At 58.4% G+C, this 22,684-nt stretch carries 19 protein-coding genes; 6 read left to right on the top strand and 13 right to left on the bottom strand.

Features of this window, described 5'->3' with window-relative positions; translation table 11 throughout:
* Positions 1-91: 91 nt before the first annotated feature.
* Complete coding sequence (locus AC1DHT_RS13755; RefSeq protein WP_427543028.1) at positions 92-1,111, bottom strand: Leu/Phe/Val dehydrogenase; 1,020 nt, start codon at positions 1,109-1,111, stop codon at positions 92-94.
* Positions 1,112-1,295: 184 nt separating this feature from the next.
* Between AC1DHT_RS13755 and AC1DHT_RS13750 the strand changes: the two genes are divergently transcribed.
* Positions 1,296-2,099, top strand: coding sequence for a SirB1 family protein (locus tag AC1DHT_RS13750; protein ID WP_427543025.1), 804 nt, complete (start codon positions 1,296-1,298; stop codon positions 2,097-2,099).
* 102 nt (positions 2,100-2,201) lie between these two features.
* Here AC1DHT_RS13750 and maiA read toward each other — a convergent pair whose 3' ends face one another.
* The 3 genes from maiA to hmgA are packed head-to-tail and all read right to left on the bottom strand — an operon-like array spanning position 2,202 to position 5,465.
* Positions 2,202-2,840, bottom strand: a complete 639-nt coding sequence (gene maiA / locus AC1DHT_RS13745) for a maleylacetoacetate isomerase (RefSeq protein ID WP_427543022.1) — start codon at positions 2,838-2,840, stop codon at positions 2,202-2,204.
* 12 nt (positions 2,841-2,852) lie between these two features.
* Positions 2,853-4,157: a fumarylacetoacetase gene (gene fahA, locus AC1DHT_RS13740; protein WP_427543019.1), complete on the bottom strand. Its 1,305-nt coding sequence runs from the start codon at positions 4,155-4,157 to the stop codon at positions 2,853-2,855.
* Positions 4,158-4,160: 3 nt separating this feature from the next.
* On the bottom strand, positions 4,161-5,465 hold the full coding sequence (gene hmgA / locus AC1DHT_RS13735; RefSeq protein ID WP_427543016.1) for a homogentisate 1,2-dioxygenase: 1,305 nt from the start codon (positions 5,463-5,465) through the stop codon (positions 4,161-4,163).
* A 165-nt stretch (positions 5,466-5,630) separates the two neighbouring features.
* Between hmgA and AC1DHT_RS13730 the strand changes: the two genes are divergently transcribed.
* Positions 5,631-6,437: an IclR family transcriptional regulator gene (locus AC1DHT_RS13730; protein ID WP_427543013.1), complete on the top strand. Its 807-nt coding sequence runs from the start codon at positions 5,631-5,633 to the stop codon at positions 6,435-6,437.
* Between the two features lie 24 nt (positions 6,438-6,461).
* Here AC1DHT_RS13730 and AC1DHT_RS13725 read toward each other — a convergent pair whose 3' ends face one another.
* From AC1DHT_RS13725 to AC1DHT_RS13700, 6 genes are all read right to left on the bottom strand, one after another.
* Positions 6,462-8,936 (bottom strand): dermonecrotic toxin domain-containing protein, encoded by a 2,475-nt coding sequence (locus AC1DHT_RS13725; RefSeq protein WP_442114771.1) that lies wholly within the window; start codon positions 8,934-8,936, stop codon positions 6,462-6,464.
* Between the two features lie 210 nt (positions 8,937-9,146).
* The gene (locus AC1DHT_RS13720) at positions 9,147-9,302 is read right to left on the bottom strand and encodes a hypothetical protein (RefSeq protein WP_427543007.1); all 156 of its coding nucleotides are present in this window, start codon (positions 9,300-9,302) and stop codon (positions 9,147-9,149) included.
* 112 nt (positions 9,303-9,414) lie between these two features.
* Complete coding sequence (locus AC1DHT_RS13715; protein WP_427543004.1) at positions 9,415-9,768, bottom strand: hypothetical protein; 354 nt, start codon at positions 9,766-9,768, stop codon at positions 9,415-9,417.
* A gap of 669 nt (positions 9,769-10,437) precedes the next feature.
* Positions 10,438-11,349 carry an SDR family oxidoreductase gene (locus AC1DHT_RS13710; RefSeq protein ID WP_427543001.1) on the bottom strand — a complete coding sequence of 304 codons (912 nt, stop codon included), beginning with the start codon at positions 11,347-11,349 and terminating at the stop codon, positions 10,438-10,440.
* A gap of 219 nt (positions 11,350-11,568) precedes the next feature.
* Entirely contained in the window at positions 11,569-11,976 is a 408-nt protein-coding gene (locus AC1DHT_RS13705) for an HPF/RaiA family ribosome-associated protein (RefSeq protein WP_054595743.1), read from the bottom strand.
* A gap of 213 nt (positions 11,977-12,189) precedes the next feature.
* Complete coding sequence (locus tag AC1DHT_RS13700) at positions 12,190-13,137, bottom strand: LysR substrate-binding domain-containing protein (protein ID WP_427542996.1); 948 nt, start codon at positions 13,135-13,137, stop codon at positions 12,190-12,192.
* A 135-nt stretch (positions 13,138-13,272) separates the two neighbouring features.
* On the opposite strand from AC1DHT_RS13700, the gene AC1DHT_RS13695 reads away from it, so the two are divergent.
* From AC1DHT_RS13695 to AC1DHT_RS13685, 3 genes are all read left to right on the top strand, one after another.
* Positions 13,273-14,649 carry an L-serine ammonia-lyase gene (locus AC1DHT_RS13695; protein ID WP_427542993.1) on the top strand — a complete coding sequence of 459 codons (1,377 nt, stop codon included), beginning with the start codon at positions 13,273-13,275 and terminating at the stop codon, positions 14,647-14,649.
* A gap of 63 nt (positions 14,650-14,712) precedes the next feature.
* On the top strand, positions 14,713-16,014 hold the full coding sequence (locus AC1DHT_RS13690; protein WP_427542990.1) for a serine/threonine transporter: 1,302 nt from the start codon (positions 14,713-14,715) through the stop codon (positions 16,012-16,014).
* Positions 16,015-16,233: 219 nt separating this feature from the next.
* Positions 16,234-16,551 (top strand): DUF3509 domain-containing protein, encoded by a 318-nt coding sequence (locus tag AC1DHT_RS13685; RefSeq protein WP_427542987.1) that lies wholly within the window; start codon positions 16,234-16,236, stop codon positions 16,549-16,551.
* Here the strand turns inward: AC1DHT_RS13685 and AC1DHT_RS13680 are convergent.
* Positions 16,548-17,048 (bottom strand): phosphate-starvation-inducible protein PsiE, encoded by a 501-nt coding sequence (locus tag AC1DHT_RS13680; RefSeq protein ID WP_054595739.1) that lies wholly within the window; start codon positions 17,046-17,048, stop codon positions 16,548-16,550. The two genes, AC1DHT_RS13685 and AC1DHT_RS13680, sit on opposite strands and share 4 nt — an antisense overlap.
* A 219-nt stretch (positions 17,049-17,267) precedes the next feature.
* Positions 17,268-20,042 (bottom strand): RHS repeat domain-containing protein, encoded by a 2,775-nt coding sequence (locus AC1DHT_RS13675; RefSeq protein WP_442114770.1) that lies wholly within the window; start codon positions 20,040-20,042, stop codon positions 17,268-17,270.
* A gap of 545 nt (positions 20,043-20,587) precedes the next feature.
* Here AC1DHT_RS13675 and AC1DHT_RS13670 point away from each other — a divergent pair.
* Positions 20,588-20,866, top strand: coding sequence for a DUF3077 domain-containing protein (locus tag AC1DHT_RS13670; RefSeq protein ID WP_427542981.1), 279 nt, complete (start codon positions 20,588-20,590; stop codon positions 20,864-20,866).
* Between the two features lie 924 nt (positions 20,867-21,790).
* Here AC1DHT_RS13670 and cyoE read toward each other — a convergent pair.
* Complete coding sequence (gene cyoE / locus AC1DHT_RS13665) at positions 21,791-22,678, bottom strand: heme o synthase (RefSeq protein ID WP_347928970.1); 888 nt, start codon at positions 22,676-22,678, stop codon at positions 21,791-21,793.
* Positions 22,679-22,684: the final 6 nt, after the last annotated feature.

The following is a 22,684-nucleotide window of genomic DNA, read 5'->3' as shown; positions in this document are numbered from 1 at the left end:
CTTGCACGCCGGGTCAGCGTGCCGTTGTCGGGCCTGACGTTCGTGGCGCCAGGCTCTGGGAGCAAGTCGACCGGGTAAGGCCCTCACTCCGTCATCGGTACAGCACTTTCTCTGCCAGCTCATCCGCCACCCGGGCCGGCGAGCGTTTTTCAGCCTGGGCATGGGCGAAGACTTCGGTCAGCCGCGAGCTGATTTTCGAGAGGTGCGCGGTGATGTTCGACAACGCCTCGCCACGGTGTTTGAGCGATACATAAATCAACCCGCCGGAATTGATCACGTAGTCCGGCGCATACAGAATGCCGCGGTTCTCCAACTGGTCGGCCACCTGCAGGTTGGTCAGCTGATTGTTGGCCGAACCGGCTACTGCGGCGCAGCGCAATTGCGCAACGCTGTGGCTGTTGAGCACGCCGCCCAGCCCGCAAGGCGCGAGGATGTCGCACGGGGTGCTGAGCAGCGATTCGTTGGCAATCGGACGGGCGCCCAACTGCTCGATGGCCAGTTGCACCTTGCCGGCGTCGATGTCGCTGACCAGCAATTCGGCCCCGGCGGCATGCAGTTGCTCGGCGAGGGCAAAACCGACATTGCCCAAGCCCTGGACCGCCACCCGCAGGCCTTCGAGGTTGTCACTGCCCAAGCGGGCCATGGCCGTGGCGCGAATACCGGCGAACACCCCCATGGCGGCATGCGGCGCCGGATCGCCGGCGGCGGTGGTGCTGGTGACATGTTGGGTTGTCTGGGCAATGCAATCCATGTCGGCGACCGAAGTGCCGCTGTCGATGGCCGTGATGTAGCGACCGTCGAGCTGTTCGACAACGCGGCCGAAGGCCTCGAACAAGGCTGCGCGACTTTCGACATGGGGCGGGCGAACGATCACCGCTACCCCGCCGCCCTGTGCCAGGCCGGCCAGCGCGGCCTTGTAACTCATGCCTTGCGCCAGGCGTGCAGCATCCATCACGGCGCTTTCATCGTCGGGATAGGCAAGGTAACGGCAGCCACCAAGGGCGGGGCCCAAACGGCTGCAATGAATGGCGATCACCGCCTTCAACCCGGTCACCGGGTCAACGCTCAGGTGCAGCGATTCAAGGCGAGTGCTTTGCATGAGAGCGAACATCGTAGGGCTCCCGAATCACTTCTTGTAGTCGCCAGTATAGGCCTGCGGCTGAAAATTGCTGAAGCGCACCGGAATAAGCAGCAGGGCTTTTAAAGCCTTTAAGACATAACCTGCAACGGCATGTGTAGAGCACTGGACGAATGCCTGAGACGGGGCTAAAACGAGGCATTCGACGGAGATTTTGATGAACCCGCGCCACGCTTTTTTCGCCTGTCTGCAACGCTCGCCACCGGCGCTCTTCGAAGCGGCGCTGTGGATCGCTGCCGAACACGATCCGCTGGTGAAGCCCGAGGTGCTGCTGGAGCAATTCAAGGATCTGCAACAACGGGTCAGTGCCGGTCTACCGATGTTGCCGGTCAGCGAGTTGGCCCAACCGTTGTTGCGGCGACTCAATGACATGGGTTATCAACAGGACGAATCCATCCCGCTACGCCCGCAGGCAGCGCTGCTCAACAAGGTGCTGGAACGCCGGCGCGGGCAACCGCTGGCGCTCGGTTTGATCGCAATGGAGTTGGCCCGGCGGCTGGAGATCCCAATGGTCGGGGTGAATTTTCCCGGGCACTTTCTGTTGCGGGTGCCAGGTGCCGATCATTTGCTCGACCCGTGTGGTGGTCGGCGCTTGTACCCCAACGACTGCCGCGAATTGCTGCAACGCCAGTACGGTCCGAACATGCAGCTCAACGCCGAGCATCTGCTCACCAGCGAACCGGTCCAGATGCTCCAGCGACTGTCGCGCAATTTGCGCCAGTTGCATTTGACCAACGACGACAACATCGACGCGCTGATCGATGCCGAGCGGGTGCTGGAGCTCGGTAATGCCTGCGTCAGCGACTACCTGGCCCGCGCCAGCCTCTATCAACGGCTGGAATGCCCCAACGCCGAGCGTTTCGACCTGGAGCATGCCTTGCTGCTCACCGACGACCCGATCCAGCGCATCCGCCTGACCGAACGGCTGGGGCATTTGCCGCCTAACAGCGTGGTGCATTGATTTTTGTGGGAGCGAGCCTGCTCGCGATGCAGACGCCTCGGTGTTACTGACAGACCGCGTTATCGTTCATCGCGAGCAGGCTCGCTCCCACAGGGTGTTGCGTTATTTCGGGGTATCGGGCTGATTGGCCGGGTGGGCCTTGATGAACGCCGGATGCTGCGCGGCCAGCGCCGCGACCCGGCGAATCCGCGGATACGCCTCAAGAGAAATGTTGAACCGCTCGGCCGCGTACAACTGCGGGATCAGGTAGACATCCGCCAGCCCCGGCACGCTGCCGAAACAGTAACCCTCGTCGCCAATCAAGTGCTCGACCGCCGCCAGCCCCTGAGTGATCCAGTGGCCGATCCAGTGCACCACCTGCGGCTCATCATGACCGAGTTGGCGCAGCTGATTGAGCACGCTGACGTTGTGCAGCGGATGAATGTCGCAACCGATCAACGCCGCCACCCCACGCTCATGCGCGCGCCTGGCCAGGTCTTTGGACAGCAGCGGCACCTGTGGATAACGCTCTTCCAGGTACTCGATAATCGCCGGGGACTGGATCAGCAACTCGCCTTCATCGGTGCGCAAGGCTGGTACCCGGCCTTGCGGGTTGATGTGCAAATAAGCCGGTTGCTGGTGTTCGCCACCTTGCGGCGCGATCAAGTTGATCGGCAGCGCCTGGTACTCCAGCCCTTTGAGTGCCAGGGCAATGCGCACCCGAAAGGACGATGTCGAACGGTAGTAGGTAAAGAGTTCCATGGCCAGAACCTCTTAACGCGCCGGCAGGATTTTGCCGCGGCATTCGCCGAAACCAATGGAGGCGAAACCGTCACGGCTGCAGCGTGCACGCAGGATGATTTCGTCGCCGTCCTCAAGGAACTTGCGCACCTCGCCCGAAGCCAGTTCGATCGGCTTTTTACCGCCTTCGGTGATTTCCAGCAGGCTGCCGAACTGACCGTTTTCAGGTCCCGACAAAGTGCCTGAACCGAACAGGTCACCGGCCTGCAACTGGCAACCGTTGACGCTGTGGTGCGCAACCATTTGCGCCACGGTCCAGTACATGTATTGAGTGTTGCTCAGCGTCAGACGATGGGCTGGCAGGTTTTGTTCGCGCATGGCTTCGGTCAGCAGCAGCACTTCCAGTTCGATATCGAAGGCGCCGGCGGCCTGATCGCGTTTGTCGAACAGGTAAGGCAACGGCTGCGGATCGCCCTCGGGACGCGCCGGTTGGGCACGGCGGAACGGCTCCAACGCTTCAGCAGTGACGACCCATGGCGAGATGCTGGTGATGAAGCTTTTCGACAGGAACGGCCCCAGTGGCTGGTATTCCCAGGCCTGGATGTCGCGCGCCGACCAGTCATTCAGCAGGCAGAAACCGGCGATGTGCTCGGCCGCGTCGCCAATGGCAATCGAGTCGCCCATTTCATTGCCCTGGCCGATCCAGATGCCAAGTTCCAGTTCATAGTCCAGGCGTGCACACGGGCCAAACGTTGGTTCGGTCTGACCGGCTGGCAAAGTCTGGCCTTTCGGACGACGCACGTCAGTGCCGGATGGGCGAATGGTCGATGCGCGGCCGTGGTAGCCGATCGGCACGTACTTGTAGTTCGGCAGCAGCGGGTTGTCCGGGCGGAACAGTTTGCCGACGTTTTGCGCGTGCTCGATACCGACGTAAAAGTCGGTGTAATCATTGATCTTCGCAGGCAGGTGCATCTGGCAATCGGCGGCCAATGGCAGCAGTTTTGCGCCTTGGGCTTCGATCTTGCCGCGCAGGGTGCTGCCTTCAGTGAACAGCTCCAGCAGACGCTCACGCAGGGCCACGCGGGCGCCACGTCCGAGGTCGAAAAACGCGTTCAGTTGACCGCCACGAGTGGCTTCGACGGCCGCACGCGCCGCACCGTCGAACAGACCGGCGTCGAGCGCCGCTTCCAGGTCGAAAATATGCTCGCCGATCGCCACACCGCTGCGCGGCGCCGAACCCTGGGTGCTGAACACGCCCAGCGGCAGGTTCTGCAGCGGGAAGTCAGTGTGACCGTTGGCGGAGGCAACCCAGCTACGAGTGGGGGTGGTCTGAGTCATGGGTTATCTCCGGTTCGGGTTGAAAGTGGCGGGCAACGAGGCCCAGCAAGCATCGTAGTTGTTTTGCAGTTGCGGGCAATCAAGGGCAAAGCGGCTTGGGCGCAACACCTGGCTGGTCTCGAACATGAAGGCCATGGTGTTGTCGATTTTGCTCGGTGCCAGCTCGGCATTGATCGCCTTGGTGCAGGTTTCACCGTCCGGCCCGTGAGCGCTCATGCAACTGTGCAACGACGCGCCACCCGGCAGGAAACCTTCGGCCTTGGCGTCGTAGGTGCCCTGGATCAGGCCCATGAATTCGTTCATCAGGTTGCGGTGGAACCACGGTGGACGGAAGGTGTTTTCGGCCACCATCCAGCGTGGCGGAAAGATCACGAAATCGAGGTTGGCCAGACCGTGGACGCTGGTCGGCGACGTCAGCACGGTGAAGATCGACGGGTCCGGGTGATCGAAGCTGACCGTGCCAATAGTGTTGAAGCGGCGCAGGTCATATTTATACGGCACATTATTACCGTGCCAGGCGACCACGTTCAGCGGCGAATGGTCGAGCTCGCAGCCCCACAACTCACCGAGGAATTTCTGTACCAGGGTGGTCGGTTGCTTGAGGTCTTCGTAGTGCGCGACCGGGGTCAGGAAGTCCCGTGGATTGGCCAGACCGTTACTGCCAATCGGCCCGAGGTCCGGCAGGCGCAGCGGCGCGCCATGGTTCTCGGCCAGGTAGCCACGGGCTTGCGGGTCGAGCAGTTCGATGCGGAATTTCAAACCGCGCGGCAGCACGGCGATTTCCAGCGGTTCCAGCTCCAGCACCCCGAGCTCGGTGGCGATGCGCAACCGCCCCTGCTCCGGCACCAGCAACCACTCGCCATCGGCATTGAAGAACACCCGCTCCATCGAGCGGTTGGCGCGGTAGTGATAAATACTGATCCCGGCCGGTTTTTCCGACCCCGAGTTGGCCGCCATGCGCACCAGGCCGTCGATGAAATCGGTCGGTTCGCCAGGAATCTCCAACGGGTTCCAGCGCAGGCGGTTGGGTGTCACGTCGCCCAGCGGTCCGCCGGCCAATTGCCGCTCCAGTTTGACGAACGCCGGGTGATTGGCCGACGGCTGAATACGGTACATCCAGGTACGTCGCGCTTCACTGCGCGCCATGGTGAACGCAGTACCGGAGAACAGTTCGGTGTAGAGACCGTATGGGGCTTTTTGCGGGGAGTTCTGGCCGACGGGCAGTGCGCCGGGCAGCGCTTCACTGCTGAATTCGTTGCCGAAACCTGACTGGTAAACCAGCGCTGGCGCCGTTGAATCAAGGTTCATGGAGCCTCCTGAACAGGGAGTAGGCCGTGGCCTATGGCTCCTTTTCAGAAGTCTCGGCACGCCCAGGTTATTTTTATCGTAATCCGATTACGCATAACGTAATTTGATTGGTATTGACCGTCAAGCTATAAAGACGCCCATTCGCCCCGGGATCACACCGCCTCCATGGAAAAGCCGCGCAGCAGTACCGCCGACAACGGCAAACAGAAAGTCCGCTCGGCCGAGGTCGGCACCGACATCCTCAAGGCCCTGGCCGAGTTGTCGCCATCGACGTCGTTGTCGCGCCTGGCCGAACACGTGCAAATGCCGGCGAGCAAGGTTCACCGCTATTTGCAGGCGTTGATCGCCAGTGGCTTTGCCGAACAAAACGCCGCCACCAACCATTACGGTCTCGGTCGCGAAGCCTTGCGCGTTGGCCTGGCCGCTTTAAACAGTATGGACGTACTGAAAGTCGCCGCCCTGCCGCTGGCCGAGTTGCGCGATGACCTGAACGAAACCTGCTTCCTCGCGGTGTGGGGCAACCAGGGCGCAACCGTGGTGCATATCGAGCCCGCCGTGCGCGCGGTAACGGTGGTGACGCAACTGGGTTCGGTACTGCCGCTGCTCAGCTCATCCACCGGGCTGGTGTTCAGCGCTTATTTGCCGAACCGCGAAACCGTCGAGCTGCGGGAACTGGAGGTGCAGGCAACGGCTGCCCACCCGTTGGCCGATGACCAGGTCTACGCGACCTTGTGTGAACAGATCCGCGAGCGCGGCCTGCATCATGTGCATGGTTTGCTGATGCCGGGCGTCGATGCGCTCTCGGCGCCGGTGTTCAATGCGGTCGGCCAGGTAGCAGCAGTGCTGACTATCGTCGGCCCGACGTCGTTGTTCCACGCCGACGAAAACGGCCCGGCAGCGCAGCGATTGCTGGCGGCGACCCGGGCCGTGAGTTGGCGGATGGGGTATGAGCCCAGCGCCGTCGTCGGTTAAATCGTTCGCGCTGAACGCCTGTGTTTACCCCAGTAACGTCTGCTCGCTGGAATCGGGCTCTTCGAGTGCCTCTTTCATCAATTCGGTCATCACTGCCAGATCCACTGTTGTTCCACTGCACGCAGAGACAACGCTCAAGCAGGTATTCGCATCGCCCAGGCGCTTGGCAATCGCCTTCTGCACCTGCGAGAAACCCAACTTGCCGATACGCATCGTGGCCAGTTCCAGCATGCAATCGAGGTAGCTTGCGAATACCCCCGAATGATCTCCTTCGTGATAAGCCTTTGCCCCCTCGAACACCCCTTTTGTCATCACGACAGCGCTCAACCCAAGACCGATCGGTGGGAAGACACAGCCTACGACGGTGACTGCCGCTACCGCAGCGTCGTAGGTCAGCTTGGCGACAATCTCGATGAGACTTGTGGTTTGTGCATCGACCCCGTCGATGATCTGGCCGATCATCTCGCTGTAACAACCGGAAAAGTCGAATACACGGCTATGAACATGCAGTGCCGGCGGYTCGTCGTCGGTACTACGTTGTTTCATCTCTTCGATGTAGGCGTTGATCACTCGCTGGTCGGTGTATTTGACTCGCGCGCAGTAATAACTGCCTAAACCACCCACTTTCACCGACCTGGCGAACTCGGCCCGTGGTCGAAACCATCGGCCGTCAGGTGCATTCGGGGTATACAACAGATCCGTGGCCACGCCATCGCTCATCAAGCGGAAAACATAAACGCCCTGGACCTTGCGGTTTTGCAGATAAAACCTGTACACGCCGTTGCGCTGGGGAGATTCAGGGTCATCATTGGCTATTGGATCGGTGGCTTCCCGTACTCGCAACCGATCAATAGCCTGTTCGATACGTTCATAGTGTTCCCGCGAAAGCACACCGCTGAACAGTTCCGCCAATGCGGCTCGCTGCATCTCATGCAGTTGCAGGTTGACATAAACATCGCGCTTGAGCGCGTAACCGGGGGCATTGGGGTCCAGGTAGTCGGTGGACAACATGTCGATATATTGTTCACCCGGACGCAACGTCTTCGACCAGCCCACGATATATTTCATCAGCACGTTGGCCATCAACGTGTCGGAGATGGGGGGATGGCCGGCCAACAAACGCAGTGCTGGGTAGATTCCCGGGTTATGTATCGGCCCGCTGTCTTCCGTGATGTGTTGTTCCTTGATGATGAGCTGAGACAAGGTCATTTCTTGCGACTCGTCCAGCGCCACCTTTATCAGATCGGGGTTCACGACGACTGTTTCACCGTGTTCCGCCAGAACATCTTCAACCCTTTGTTTGATGAGGTTGTACGCAAACTTCTCGTAGCTGATCAGCGCCGCCTCATGACTGGCGAGCCGGGTCAACGCTTTAAGCTCGGTGTTCAAACGGGCGAAATACTGTCGATGGTAGGCGGTGGCCGAACGATAACCGGCAGGAATGACCGCCTCCACTTCGCCCCGCAGCCAACCGACATTGAGCAAGACACCCTGGCGCAATGCACCGGCACCGACCGATGGCCAGACGTTGCGCTTGATGCCCCATTGAACCGGAAGCTCTGCCTGTAAATGCCGCATGTACGAATGGGTGCGCTCTCGCTCACTGGCGTGAGACTGCCGACTCAGGTAACTGCGTCCTTCTGGCAACCTCGCCCAGTTGAACATATGGAAGTTCAGTTGTTTGAAGCTCGGAAACTCGAACCAGATCCTGCCCCCCGGCGCATCAGGCGCATAGAGAACGCACGTACCGCCCTCACCTTCTGGTCCGCAATAGACAATCATCCCTTGAAAGGGAATTTTCCAGCTATCGAGTAAAAGATCTCCCGCCGAATAGTTTTCGGCGTTCTGACTGGCCCGTTCGACGATCTTGAGGCTGTCGTCACTGATATGCCCTTGCAACTTTGCACTGAACGAGCTCAGGTCCGTGCGACCGTCCAGCACGGCTTGCAGGGCTTGCAGTACCGCTTCACTGGTGTACTTTTCTTCAAATTTCTCGGCATACAGCGAGCGCATGCTCTCGCTGCCCATCACTGCCTTGAGGTCTTCTTCGGTCAAGCCTGACGGCAGCGCCTCGCCTTCAAGGGTGAACGCCAATGGAGCAGAGGACGGATCATACAAACCATTGAGCATGAACTCGGGAAGCGTCAGGCGATTGCATTGAACAACCTTTTGCTGACCCACATGGAACGTATGACGAGCGTTGACGAAAATCCGCTCCGGGTCGATGAGTTCGCCGGAGAGAATTCGAACGAACTCCTGGGCATAAGAGTGTGCGAATACCTTGAGGGACCTGGTTTCTTTCAGCCGTTCATCAAGCGCTTGCTCTTTTTCTGCCAGAGACTGTTCCGTATCGACATAATACTGGCGATCTTCTTCACTGGCACGCTGTAGCCAATCCGGTATCAGGTGAGGTTGCTCGGCCATCGCCCGCTTAGAGGGGCGTAAAAGCGCGTCCTGAAACGTTCCCTGTAGCGCTTCTGTTGAAAGTTTTATACTCATTCACTGTTCCTTATGACATTTGTAAACGGCCTATTACCGCTGCATGCGTCGAGAGAGTTATTTAAAACACAGCCCGGCACGCCAGTAACTGCTAGCGGTGATCCGGGCCATGAGTGAGTGCATGAGGTATGAACATCTCCCTCAAACCGCGTAAGTTCGAGACTGTTTCGAAACAGCCCAACCATAAAAAAACAACACTTGGCCAAACAGTTATTTGGTTCGATAGGATTCGACGAACGGTTCCCCCAGATCATTAACCACGACCGAGCGCAGATAGATTTCGCCCGCATTGATACCGCAGCCTAAATCCTCAAAACACCCATTGAGTTGCTCACTGACTTCTTTCAGCAAATCCGGGTTCGCCATACATAAATTCCTTTTAAATACTATTCAGCTGACGAATGCACACTCCGCAACGGGAATGCATTCGTGAATGGCCATTACAAAGCCGCCGGCCATCACGAGCAGGGCCGCACGCTCAGAACGGCTCAGCGAAGAGCGCTTCCTTTCGGAACTCGATTACAATCCCATGGCAGATCCGATTAAACTCCCTGACATCCAGTACCGCCGTGTTAACCTGATATTTCGGATCCCGGCTCCATCGAACAGAGTAAATCCCACCGAGCGTTTCATCGAATGATGGCAGCTCATCATGCTGTACTTTTTCCATGACGACCCAGGTCAGCGACTCGGAATAAGCGACAACCTCCTGCCCGAGATCGTTGATTACCGCACCGGAATAGTAAGTAGTATCGGGATCCAGACCATAACCACGACTTTTAAAAACATGCTTCAACTTGCTACGTATTTTTTCGAGAAGAACATCAGTCATTATAAAAATACCGCTTATTAAATAGTGATTTAGAGCACCAGAAAACAACAAGACAACTGCACATCTGGCGCCCAACTACTTATAGGCATTTAGCACACAGCGCGCACCCGAAAACTTGTGTTAATTCGTAAAATCAACAACTAAAAAAAATACTCTGAACCGATCAGACGCTGAACTCTTACAACAAGTGGAGTGCTCTATTTGTTGAAGTCCACAGCCTGCGCCTGGGCACAGCAACCCAAGGCAACCGCGACGGTGAGCACCTGCGACATGAAGGTAGATACGGAGGCTGTCGGGGGAGTTGCGTGGCAGCGACTGTTGCCGAGGCTGTAACAGTCATTGTCCCGAATCGCTATTTTTCCTTTGGGGATAAGGACTTATCCTTGCCTGGCTTTCAGGGCAATACGGCCGAAAGCACGAAGCACTGAGGTGTGACTTTCCCGCCTCATTAGCAACAGAATCCAGATGATTTGAATCCGTTTCAGTTCATCGATCCGTGTTCACTGACGTTGATTTGTAGCTCCTTGATCCAACGTCTTACCTTGGCCGCTGCGTTTGCAGCGGCCTTTTTTATGGGCGAAATAAAAGAACCCCGTGAGCACGGGGTTCGATGGGGGGAGTGCCCGGAGGCGAAGCTGATTGAGCGCACGCCGGCAATAGTCCTCGGTATTACAGCGAATACCTCTGCAAATTCGCCATCATTTCCCTCAACGCTTCAATGTTGTCCTTTGGATGCGCCGCACCTTCAAAGTCGCAAATCTGCTCCCAGTGAGCAGCTACGTCTTCCGGCGAGAAGCCCTCACGCGGATCGAAACCGGCGCCGAGGCTGCGTTCCCAGCGCACTTTGCCCATCCAGCCACCGCCGACTTCGAACAGGCCAGAGGTTTCCTGGCAGTTCTCGCTGGCCAGGTACACCACCAACGGGCTGACCAGTTCCGGCTTCAGCTGTTCGAAGACTTGTGGCGGGATCAGGCCTTCGGTCATGCGCGTGCCGCCGGTCGGGGCGATGGCATTGACCAGAATGTTGTTCTTGCGACCTTCGATGGCCAGGGTGCGGGTCAGGCCATAAAGACCGAGTTTGGCCATGCCGTAGTTGGACTGACCGAAGTTGCCATAGATACCAGAGGTCGAGGCGGTGAAGATCACTCGACCGTAGTTTTGCTCACGCATGTGCGGCCACGCGGCACGGGTGACTTTATAAGCCCCTTCGACATGCACGCGGTAAACCAGGTCCCAATCGCCGTCTTCCATTTTGTGGAAGGTCTTGTCGCGCAGAATCCCTGCGTTGTTGACCACCACGTCGATGCGGCCAAAGGCGTCGAGGGCGTGCTGCACGAGTTTGTCGCCGTCGGTCACCGAATCGTGGTTGGCCACGGCAGTGCCACCGGCCTCGCGAATCTCTGCCACCACGCGGTCGGCTGCCGAGGCATTGGCGCCTTCGCCTTGAGCCGAACCACCCAGATCATTGACCAGTACCTTGGCGCCCTGCCTGGCGAATAACAACGCATGAGCCCGTCCGAGACCGCCACCTGCACCGGTGACAATCACCACTTTATCTTCAAAGCGCACAGACTCTTTCATTACCAAACTCCAGCAGGCCAGGGACAGTGAGCCCGAGTGTCAGGCACGACGCGGTTAGTCACAATCAACAGGGCCGAGGCTGAATGGTGTGCGATAAGGCTGCGGGATGATGGCCGCCAGATACGGCGACGCCTCTGACGACAGTGTTCAAGGCGTGAAACGAAACGGGCCTGCATCTGCAGGCCCGTTTTCAGTGGGGTGGTAAGGGTGTTTCAGGCATCAGCTATTGAAAGCGGCCTGTTCGTTCTCGAGAAATTCTTCTTCAAGTAGCGCGTCGGCATGGGCACCCGAGTTGATCGGCGTGACGGTGGCGCGTTTACCGCGCAATTTGCCGAACAGGTGTTCCAGCGCATGTTCAAGCTTGGTGGCCGCCCCTTCGATGGCCAGTTCCAGTGTGTCGGCTTTATGAGTAACGGAAACCGGTTGATGGCCTTTTGGCCGCGCTTCAAGTTGGCAGCGCATGTCGTGTGGACCGGGTTTATCGCCGTTCTCGTCCCGCAGGTGGACTTCGACCCGTGTCAGGTCTTCTTCGTATCGTTCGAGCGTGCTCTCAATGGTAGTACGTACCCACTCCTCCAGTCGGATGCTGCTTTGAATATGGTTATCGCTATTGACTTGGATTTGCATAGTTCATCCCTTATTTCAGCTAGCTCGCGAGAGATCCGGTGCGGTGTTTGAAACCTGGGTGACCGTGACCTCTTGATTACAGAGTTGGGCAGATGGAGAAACAATTCAACCCCTAAAAAAAGATAAATATTCATACGCAAAAAAAGCCGGACAACGGGCAAAAGCGCTGTTACTGTCGGGAGTCGACTCGACCTGCAACGCCGCAAAAAACCCTCACAATTGCCCCTCACCCAGGGGGTGCAACCCGCGAAAAATCTCCGCCTCCTCCACCAGCCAGTCATGCACCGCGCGCACGCCCGGATGGCTCAGCGCCCCCGGTGAATACAGCAACACATAGCGTTTGTAGTTGGGCACCGCGACGCCGAACGGCACGATCAGCGTGCCCCGCTCCAGCTCATCATTGAGCAAGGTCCGGCGGGCGATGGCCACGCCCATCCCGGCAATCGCCGCCTCGATGGTCAAGTGGTTGCGGTTGAAGGTATGCCCGCGCCGTACGTCGGCACCGTCGAAGCCGATAGCGTTCAGGTAAAACTCCCACTCCGCGTATTCATAGCTGCCGCGCCAGGCGGTGATGTCGTGCAACAACGGAAAATGCACCAGATCCGCCGGCCCGTGCAGCGGCGGTCGGCCACGCAGCAGGCTCGGCGCGCAGACCGGGAAAATCTGCTCATCGAGCAAGGCTGTGGATAACAACCCCGGGTAACTGCCATCGTTCAAGTCGATGGCCAGGTCGAAGTCGCCTTCGTGCAGCGCCACGCTGCTGTCCTCGGCCACCAGCCGCAACTGGATATCTGGAAACCGCTGCTGCAAACGCGGCAGACGCGGCGTCAGCCATTTACCGAGAAACGAAGGGATCGAACGCAAGCGCAGGATGCCACTGATCATTCCCGCATCCAGCCGGCGTAGTTCGGCGTCGATGTTGCCGTAGGCTTCGTTAACCGTGATCGCCAGGCGCTGGCCTTCGGCACTCAATTCAACACCCCGGGCGCGGCGGTGGAACAGGCGAAACCCCAGACGCTCTTCCAACTGGCGGATCTGCTGGCTGACGGCACCGGGGGTGATGTGCAGTTCTTCCGCGCAGCGGGTGAACGACAAGTGGCGTGCCGCACAGGAAAACACATGCAGCCAGACGTAGGTCTGGGCATGAAATTGACGACTCATTGTTTAGTCCTACTAAAGCCTGTCTTAGGAAGTTTCGTTGGTCAGCACTGACCGAGGTAGGCAGTATCGCCGACATTGCGCTTGGCCTACAAAAAATGGCGGCGATTCCTACTCCATTGCTTGTAAGGCTTTAGCATGGCTATCAGTGTTTTTGATCTCTTCAAAGTTGGCATCGGTCCGTCCAGCTCCCATACCGTCGGCCCGATGCGCGCCGCCGCGACCTTCGCCCAGGCGCTGTTTGACCAGGGTTTGCTTGAGCAAATCCGGCGTGTGGAAGTCCGTCTCTACGGCTCGCTGTCCGCCACCGGCGTCGGCCACGCCACTGATCGCGCCTGCGTCATGGGCCTGATGGGCGAATGGCCCGACCGCATCGACCCGACTTGCATAGGTCCGCGTATCCAGCAGTTGCGCGAAAGCGGCGAACTGCTGCTGGCCGGTCGCCGGAACATTGCCTTCGATTGGCAACGCGACTTGCTGCTGCTCGACGAAAGCCTGCCCTACCACCCCAACGCCATGTCGCTGACAGCCTTTGGCGAAAACGGCCAGCTGTGGGAACAAACCTACTACTCGGTCGGCGGCGGTTTCATCGTTGAAGCGGCTGAAGCCGAGTCGGGCGTACCAGCCGCCAGCGACGTGGTGTTGCCGTACGAATTTTCCAGCGCCGTGGAATTGCTGTCGCTGTGCAACCTGCATGGCTTGCGGGTTTCCGAGCTGATGATGGCCAACGAACGGGCTTGGCGCAGCGATGCGGAGATCCGCAGCGGCCTGCTGCACATCTGGTCGGTGATGCGTGAGTGCGTCGAGCAAGGCCTGCGCCACGAAGGCGTGCTGCCGGGTGGTCTGGATGTGCCGCGCCGCGCTGCGAAATTGCACCACAGCCTGTTGGAAATCGGCAAACCGAATGTCATCAGTTCGACCCTCTCGGCGATGGAATGGGTCAACCTGTTCGCCCTCGCCGTGAACGAAGAAAACGCCGCCGGCGGCCGCATGGTCACCGCACCGACCAATGGCGCGGCGGGGATCATCCCGGCGGTGCTGCATTACTACATGAAGTTCAACCCCGACGCTTCGGACAACGATGTCGTGGCGTTTTTCCTCGCCGCCGCATCGGTGGGCATCCTCTGCAAAAAGAACGCCTCGATCTCCGGCGCCGAAGTCGGCTGCCAGGGTGAAGTCGGTTCCGCCTGCGCCATGGCCGCTGCCGGCCTCGCCGAGGTATTGGGTGCGACACCCGAACAACTGGAAAACGCCGCCGAAATCGGCCTGGAACACAACCTCGGCCTGACCTGCGACCCGGTCGGCGGACTGGTTCAGGTGCCGTGCATCGAACGCAACGCGATTGCCGCCGTGAAGGCGATCAACGCCACCCAAATGGCCCTGCGCGGCGACGGCAAACACTTCATCTCCCTGGACCGGGTGATCCGCACCATGCGCGATACCGGCGCCGATATGCACGACAAATACAAAGAGACTTCACGGGGCGGCCTGGCTGTGAGCTGGGTGGAGTGCTGACGAGCATTCCCTGACCGCCTGCATTACGTGAGCCCGAGTAAAAATAATAACGAGGCGATACTGATGACCGATGTACGTACACCTGCTGCTGATAATCCTGCTGTAGAACTGCCCCGTAGTACCGCAACAACCAGCAAAGGCTGGAGCAAACACGACACCACCTGGATGCTCGGCCTTTACGGCACGGCAATTGGTGCAGGCACGCTGTTCCTGCCGATCAACGCCGGCGTCGGCGGTTTCTGGCCGTTGCTGGTGCTGGCGCTGCTGGCTTTCCCGATGACCTTCTTCGCCCACCGCGGCCTGACCCGCTTCGTGCTGTCCGGGCGTTCCGGGGACATCACCGAAGTAGTGGAAGAACACTTCGGCATCGGTGCCGGCAAGCTGATCACCCTGCTGTATTTCTTTGCGATCTTCCCGATTCTGCTGGTGTACAGCGTGGCGCTGACCAACACCCTCGGCAGTTTCATGGAGCATCAGTTACACATCGCGCCACCACCGCGCTCGGTGCTGTCGCTGGCGCTGATTCTCGGTCTGATGGCGATCGTCCGTTGCGGCCAGGGCGTGATCGTCAAATGCATGAGCGTGCTGGTTTACCCGTTTGTCGCCGCGTTGCTGTTGCTCGGTGTGAGCCTGATCCCGAACTGGAACGGCGCGTTCTTCGCCTCGGCCAATGAAGGCATGCCGCTGCCGCTGTTCTTCAAAACCCTGTGGCTGGCGATTCCGGTGATGGTGTTCTCGTTCAACCATTCGCCGATCATCTCCGCCTTCGCCGTCGATCAGAAACAGCGTTACGGCGCCCAGGCCGAGCCGAAAAGCAGCGGCATCCTCGCCGTCGCCCACAGCATGATGGTGCTGACCGTGATGTTCTTCTGCTTCAGCTGCGTGCTGGCCCTGTCGCCGGCCGATCTGGCAGCCGCAAAAGCGCAGAACATCTCGATCCTGTCGTACCTGGCCAACCACTTCCAGACTCCGGTCATCGCCTACGCCGCGCCGTTGATCGCGCTGGTGGCAATCACCAAATCCTTCCTCGGCCACTACATCGGCGCCAGCGAAGGCTTCCAGGGTCTGATCGTGAAAAGCCTGCGCGGCCGTGGCCGGGTGATGCCGGCCAGCTGGCTGAACCGCGTGACCGCGCTGTTCATGATCCTCAGCTGCTGGGCCGTGGCGACCTTCAACCCGAGCATCCTCGGCATGATCGAAACCCTCGGCGGACCGGTGATCGCCTGCCTGTTGTTCCTGATGCCGATGTACGCAATCCGCCGCGTGCCGTCGCTGCGCCAGTATTCGGGGCAAGCCTCGAACGTGTTCGTGGTGCTGATCGGCCTGATCGCACTGTCAGCGATCATCTACTCCGTCATGCCCTGAAACGGACCATGAATAAAAAAGGCGAGCCATTGGGCTCGCCTTTTTATTGCCGGTTTATTGACCCTGAGCAGGACCGGCATGGCCCTTGCTTCGTCAGAATGGAGGCACACGGATGTTGTTGAAACCTCAGCTAACGGCCTGCCGATGGTCTGGAAAAGCGAACCAATCCTGATCCCGTCCGGTCAATGACTGCACGATCCCATCAAGCGGTGACGCATTATGGATAACCCTTTTCAACTGATCACCGACGCTTTTGCGCCGGATTATCAGGTCAACCTGAGTATTCAAGGGCTCGACGGCAGCATCATGCTGACCCTCTCCAACGCCGGTCGAATCGTTGCCAAGCGGATGATCAGTGCCGCACAACGCAATGACCCGCAACGCCTGAAACGGCTGGTGCAAAGCATCCAGTTCGGCATCGCCATCGAACAGGGCCACAGCGCCGTGGCGATCCTTGAAGCGATGACCAACGGCGACAACTTCAAATTACCGCCGCCCTCACCCAAGACTCCAACCCCTCGGCCGGCAAGGTTTTAAAGCTCGCCCTTCTCGACTTCCGGATGCTCACCGGAGCCCGCCCCGGTCTTGCGCTGCGGGTGTGCGATCTTCACCGACGGAAATTGCGACGAGGCATAGCGCACCACCAGAATCGAAAACGCCAGCAGCAGAATGCCGCCACACAGGTAGATGATCCCGATGTCCGGCGGGTTGTGGTGCGACACGTTGGAGATCAGCAGGCGCGTCAACGCGGTGATCGCCACGTAGATCAGAAAGCGCACCGGCATATGGTTGGTCTTGAAGTAAATCCCGACCATCGCCCCCAACTCGAGGTAGATGAACAGCAGCAGGATGTCATCGATCTTGATGTCACCCTCCTTGATCATCAGCAAAAACTCCGCCACCGCCGCCCAGGCAGTGACTGCACCGATGGCGAACAGCGCCAGGTAATGGAACGTCTCAACGAACAGGTTACCCAGCGATCCGGCCAGCTCATGGACGCTCTGGCGAAGCTTTTCAGCCCAATTGATATTCACGGTTGTTCTTCCTTAGGTCGGTTCGACCGATGATGCGGGTTCGACGTGACGGTTGTTCTGCATGCAGAAAAAAGGCCAGCGGCATGGAGTGAGATGGTGGCAGGGGGGAATGAGGCACGTCGGGGGGATCGGTTGGCGCGGGGGGATGAACAAGCGCTGAACGTAATTTGGATATTTACTGTGGCGAGGGAGCTTGCTCCCGTTTGAACTTTGAAAGCATTAAGACCTCTCGAGACTTTTCTGCCAAACTGCCTTATAACCCAGTGAAAACATCAAAAGGCTGAACGAGTCCGCATTATTAATTAACGCGTTCACCCTGAGCTTGGGACTTTTTTTCATCGCCGCCTCGATATCGGCTGCGCTTTCAACTCCGAAGATTTTAATACGTTGCTCTTTAGAAACATTTTCTTTCGTATACTTTGCTAACGCTTCGTCTTTCTCCCCCATGGAAACCAAATCTGCCTCAACAGCAGCCCTATTATCATCTGCCGGGTTAATCACATGACCTGACGAATAGTAGATATGATCCTCATGGCCAAATTTTATATGAGCCAACTCGTGAACAATTGCCATCCCAATATATCGAGAATTCTGTTTTAAACCGACCGTCGTAAAAAATATTCTCTCGTGGGCATCCTTCCTGTCCACGAACGCGTTCATATTTTCTTTAGTTCTCACCAAGGCAAATTGTTCTTTTCTTTCTGTCCGGATACGCGACACAACTTCATCATGTACAAGCTGAGCTTTAACCAACAATGCTTTCATGAACACTTTTGGATCCGTCATCTTGCCATACACTCTCAACACCAATTCTTTATACTCCCGAGGAATCCTATCCCGTTTCAAAATCTCCACCGCAGCAGACATGGCTGTTTCCGCATAATCCAAACCCTTATCAAGATTTGCCGCAGCACTTTCATCCTGCCTTTTTATTTCTGAAAAGCCACGCGCCACAAAACTACCCCCCTTAAGCTTTATCTCTAGCTCTGTCCTGTCATATTTACCCTTATATTTGGCGAGTCCCAGCGCATCGTTAAAACCAACTGGGTCATTACCTACAAAACAAAACCAATTAGGGCCGTCTTGATTTTGTACCGGATCCGGACTCACCCACCGACACAACCACGGCGCGTAATACCGATACCCGTAGCAATACAACCCGGTCGCATCCCGCTCTTTCCCCGAATAGCGAATCGTCTTGTACTTCGCCGCCAATGCACTTTTACCCGCCCAACACGCCGTGCCACCAAAAGCGTAATAACGCTCTAGCGTTAGCACACCGGCCTGAGCATCCAGCTCCAACGTGCTGGAACCCAGATGATCACTCAGGCTGTAACGCAGTTGATTGTTGTCGACACCGTCGGGCGCGGATGTCGGCCAGTGCAATACACGCACGCTACTGCGGCCGGCTTCAACGCTGATGACATGGTGTTCTTCGCCATCGGCATCCCGGTGGATTTCCAGACCCCGCAGGTAACGCACTTCAGTGCGCAAGGTGCGGGTGCCGGTGTGCGCCAGACGCACCTTGCGCAGGCGGTGGCCGGGGCGGTCGCAGACGTAACACTCGTCATCGTCGGGGCCGTCGTCCCGCTTGACCAGGGTCACCCGGCTCAGTTGATTACGCGTGTCCCAGTGCATGGTTTGTCCGCGTTGCAGCTCCAGTTGATTGCCGTTGGCATCGAAGCCTCGGGCGATTTCCGCCTCGCCCGGTAACCCGCCGTCGTCCCGTTGGCCTAGGCTGCGATTACTGTGGCCGGAGGTGAACATCGAGAAGCTCGGGGCGCCGCTGTGGTAGCGGGTGATCAGGTTGCCCGCCCGGTCATAGTCGAATGTCTGGGTGTAACTGCGCCGCTGGTTGGGGTCCAGCGGTGTCGGCAACAACCCCGGCAGCGCCGGGCCATGGCTTGGGCTGCTGACCTCCCAGCCCCAGGCGTAGATCAGTTGATAGAGGCTGTCGTAACGGTAGCGGTTGATCGGTTCGATGCGCTGTTGATTGAAATGGCTGACCGTCTGCGACTGGTCTTCCAGCTCGACGATATTGCCCACCGGATCGTAGACATAGTGCAGATCCTGCAAGGGTTTCTGAGTCCCGACTTGTGCCACCAACCTACTCAGCCGGCCGTCATCGGCCGCGTACTCGGCACGGGTCACCACGCCATTGCCGGCGGTTTCGCTGTCGGTCTGGCCGAAGGCGTTGTAACGGAGGTTGCTGACCAGCACCTGCGGTTCGTTGGCCGCGGCCTGTTTCAGCCAAACCGCCTTGAGCTCGCCCGCGACGGTGTGGGCGAAGGTTCTGACGTTGTGCTTGGCATCGGTCTGCGTCTGGATCTCGCCGAGGGGGGTACAGGTTTGTGTCGAGACGAAAGGTATCTCTTCCAACAAGGCATCACGAGCGTCAACGGCCAGCGGCCAATCGGGGGTTTCCAGATCCAACAGCAGCCGCCGGGTTTCGCTGAGTGCCAGGCCATTGAGGCCATAATCGGTGAACCGTTGAGTGCCGGCAGGGTCGTCGTGGCGGATGATTTGTCCGCACTGGTTGTGTTCCGCGGTTCCTGCCTCCGAGTCGCCATAGCTCAGACGTTCGACTATTCCGGGAGCGCCGTCACTGGCCTGCTCGGTGATCGCAATTGGGCGCCGCTGCTCGTCGTATTCGATATGACGCTGACTGCCGCGACTGTCCCAGCTCGACAGCGATTGGCCCGTTTCGTCCAACAGGCTCAACTGCCAACCCGCATCGACGCTGCCGGTCAGCAGACTCTGGCCCGTCAAGCCATAGACGGTCGTCAGGTTCGGCTTCGGCGCAGCACCCCACAGTCGTGGGTCCCAGCTCTCGATCAACCGCCCTGCCACATCGAAGCTCTGCCGGGTAATCCGCGTATCCATGGCTTGCTCGGCGCGCTGCCGACAATACCCCACGCTGCGGATCGCCAACCCGCGCTGGTCCATGACCGCCAATGTCGGTGTGGCCGTGTCGTGAGTTGCCTCGCCGGCCATTGCAATCCCTCGCCGCTTGAACCGTCCTGAAGGGTGAGCGATTTTGCGTTTGGCCGATACTGTTAGAAGTAACAGGTACGGCGATGACTTAACTGAGCCCAGTCTCTGGAGGCAAATAATCCACACGTTCAGGTGAATGTAGGACCGTTCTGAATTTGGTTTTTGGGCATCGGATGGATTTTTGGGGACGTACCAGCAGGAACGTGCCCTGCGGCGATTAGCGGCCTCACAAGCCACAAAAAACCATACAGAGCCAGCACATCGCTACGATTGTGCCGCTCATCCTCTGCACGCTAGCTTCAGACCGTCGCTGCCCAATCAGCGACCGGGCCTGAGAACCCGGGTAATATAGAGACGCACCAACGCCCTACTTCACGATTGCCGGCGTTTTTTTATGCCTGCATTTCCGTGTCATGGCGGCTGTGCGTGGGAGACCTTCGGGTCTGCCGGGTCCTATATACCGGTTCTCAGCCTGCGCATAGCTGCCACCCATTCGCCTGAGAACGAACGTGGCAGCCCTTCTTGATATATAGGAGCATTTGCCAATGACTAACCTCAAAGACCTGACAACCGCTGGCCTCACGCCCTTCTCCATCCACTCCGACCAAGCCCTGTTCCGCGTCAACAGCGGCGTCTCGATCCACGAAGCCTTGTCCCACGTGTCCGACTTGCTCCACCTCTCCAAACTGCTGGCCGAAGACGCGGCGATGGAACGCGGCAAGGACCGTTATGCCTGGGCGTCGCATTATTTGCAGGAGATGAGTAAGGCGGTGATCGATGACGTCGTGAAGGTGCTGGGTGCGCCGGGTAATAATCGCGATTGAATGGAAAAAGCCCCGGGCTTCTCTTGAAGGCAGGGGCTTTTCAGGTGTTTGGTCATCAGTTCAAACGGCTATTAGCGATTTTCCTGATACACCGCGGTGCGACCTTCGCGAGCAAGCCCGCACACAGTTTTGATTGGTGTACATCTGCAAAAGACAGGTCGGCTATCAGGCCGCCATCGCGAGCAGGCTCGCTCCCACAGTTTTGATCTGTGTATGTCCGCAAATGATCAATCTAACACCGTTCTCGCTCTTACCACTCAGGCCGGCTGTCAGGCCGCCGTGCTTTGCTGTTGATCTTGATCCACCCGCCCCTTCGGGAGGCCGAGTGGAGGTGTTCATCAGGGGGTGGGTGCGTAGCGCCGTACGGCGCAGCCGGACACATCGAGAGGAGGTCGTCGCGAAGCAGACCGTAGGCGATGCCCCCTGATGGACACCGGAATGAGGGAACGCCGAGCCTAGGCGAGGTGCCGTACGCTTGGGGCGAGCGTTTTTTTGCTTACTTTTTTTAGGCGCTTGTAAAAAAAGTGAGTCGCCGTCAGGCGAAACCCTAAGTGGCCGTTACCGCAGGAATGGATATGTACACCTGCAAGACATTGGCCGGCTGTCCGGCCGCCATCGCGAGCAGGCTCGCTCCCACAGGTGAACTGAGTACATCCGCAAGAGATAGGCCGGCTGTCAGGCCGCCTTCGCAGGCAAGCCAGCTCCCACAGTTTTGATGGGTGTACATCTGCGGGAGATTGGTCGGCTTTCAGGCCGCCTTCGCGAGCAAGCCCGCTCCCACAGTTGAACTGTGTACATCCGCAAGCGATAGGTCGGCTGTCCGGCCGCCTTCGCAGGCAGGCCAGCTTCTACAGGTACATCCGGGGGCAATAAAAAGCCCCGCGCTTCTCTCGAAGGCGGGGCTTTTTGTACAACCGCAAAACCTTAAGGCGCGTAAGTCAGCAACAACTCGGTCGGCACCTTGAAGTCCAGCGACATCATCACGCTCAACGCCGTGATGGTGAAAATCGAAAACACGAACAGCTTACGTGCCCAAACCGTGTCATCCACCGCCTTGTAGCCCGTCCAGGCCATGTACAACCAGTACATGCCCATGGCCGCCGCAACCGCAAGATAACTCATGCCAGCGTAACCGCTGAACGTCAGCATCAAGGTCGCCACCAGGAACGCCAGGATGTAGAGCAGGATGTGCTTCTTCGCCACCTGAATCCCGCGCTTCACCGGCAACACCGGAATCGATGCCGCCAGGTAATCATTGAAGCGAAAGATCGCGATCGCGTAGGAATGCGGCATCTGCCACAAGCTGAACATCACCAGCAGCGTCAGCGCCGCCATGTCGAAGTTATTGCTGACTGCGACATAGCCGATCACCGGCGGCATCGCCCCCGACAGACTGCCCACCAGCGTGCCGTGAACCGACTTGCGCTTGAGGTACAGGCTGTAGAAGCCGACATAGATGACAAAGCCGATCACCGCGAACAACGCCGCCAGCGGGTTGGCCACGCGATACAGCAAGGCCACGCCGGCGATACCCAGGACGGTCGCATAAACCAGTGCCAGTTTCAGGGAGATCAGGCCCTGCACCAGCACACGGTTCTTGGTGCGTTCCATCTTCAGGTCGATGTCACGGTCGATGCAGTTGTTGAACACGCAACCCGACGCGACCACCAGGGACGTGCCGATCATCGCAGCCAGGAAAATGGCCAGATCGACATGCCCTTTCGAGGCCAGGAAAAACCCGCCTGCCACAGAAAGCACGTTACCGAAAATGATCCCCGGTTTGGTGATTTGGATAAAGTGCTTTAAGGACATCCGGAC

The sequence above is a fragment of the Pseudomonas sp. 05N432 genome, from assembly GCF_056396945.1.
Note: the sequence above shows the minus strand (reverse complement) of the source record. Positions and strands in the feature narration are given on the sequence as shown.

Bases quoted from the DNA above. Each gene is read 5' to 3' on its own strand.
- AC1DHT_RS13720 (WP_427543007.1), bottom strand. From the start codon at position 9,302: ATGGCGAACCCGGATTTGCTGAAAGAAGTCAGTGAGCAACTCAATGGG.
- AC1DHT_RS13750 (WP_427543025.1), top strand. From the start codon at position 1,296: ATGAACCCGCGCCACGCTTTTTTCGCCTGTCTGCAACGCTCGCCACCG.
- AC1DHT_RS13705 (WP_054595743.1), bottom strand. From the start codon at position 11,976: ATGCAAATCCAAGTCAATAGCGATAACCATATTCAAAGCAGCATCCGA.
- AC1DHT_RS13690 (WP_427542990.1), top strand. From the start codon at position 14,713: ATGACCGATGTACGTACACCTGCTGCTGATAATCCTGCTGTAGAACTG.
- AC1DHT_RS13670 (WP_427542981.1), top strand. From the start codon at position 20,588: ATGACTAACCTCAAAGACCTGACAACCGCTGGCCTCACGCCCTTCTCC.
- maiA (WP_427543022.1), bottom strand. From the start codon at position 2,840: ATGGAACTCTTTACCTACTACCGTTCGACATCGTCCTTTCGGGTGCGC.
- AC1DHT_RS13700 (WP_427542996.1), bottom strand. From the start codon at position 13,137: ATGAGTCGTCAATTTCATGCCCAGACCTACGTCTGGCTGCATGTGTTT.
- fahA (WP_427543019.1), bottom strand. From the start codon at position 4,157: ATGACTCAGACCACCCCCACTCGTAGCTGGGTTGCCTCCGCCAACGGT.
- AC1DHT_RS13685 (WP_427542987.1), top strand. From the start codon at position 16,234: ATGGATAACCCTTTTCAACTGATCACCGACGCTTTTGCGCCGGATTAT.
- AC1DHT_RS13730 (WP_427543013.1), top strand. From the start codon at position 5,631: ATGGAAAAGCCGCGCAGCAGTACCGCCGACAACGGCAAACAGAAAGTC.
- AC1DHT_RS13710 (WP_427543001.1), bottom strand. From the start codon at position 11,349: ATGAAAGAGTCTGTGCGCTTTGAAGATAAAGTGGTGATTGTCACCGGT.
- cyoE (WP_347928970.1), bottom strand. From the start codon at position 22,678: ATGTCCTTAAAGCACTTTATCCAAATCACCAAACCGGGGATCATTTTC.
- AC1DHT_RS13675 (WP_442114770.1), bottom strand. From the start codon at position 20,042: ATGGCCGGCGAGGCAACTCACGACACGGCCACACCGACATTGGCGGTC.
- hmgA (WP_427543016.1), bottom strand. From the start codon at position 5,465: ATGAACCTTGATTCAACGGCGCCAGCGCTGGTTTACCAGTCAGGTTTC.
- AC1DHT_RS13695 (WP_427542993.1), top strand. From the start codon at position 13,273: ATGGCTATCAGTGTTTTTGATCTCTTCAAAGTTGGCATCGGTCCGTCC.
- AC1DHT_RS13715 (WP_427543004.1), bottom strand. From the start codon at position 9,768: ATGACTGATGTTCTTCTCGAAAAAATACGTAGCAAGTTGAAGCATGTT.
- AC1DHT_RS13755 (WP_427543028.1), bottom strand. From the start codon at position 1,111: ATGTTCGCTCTCATGCAAAGCACTCGCCTTGAATCGCTGCACCTGAGC.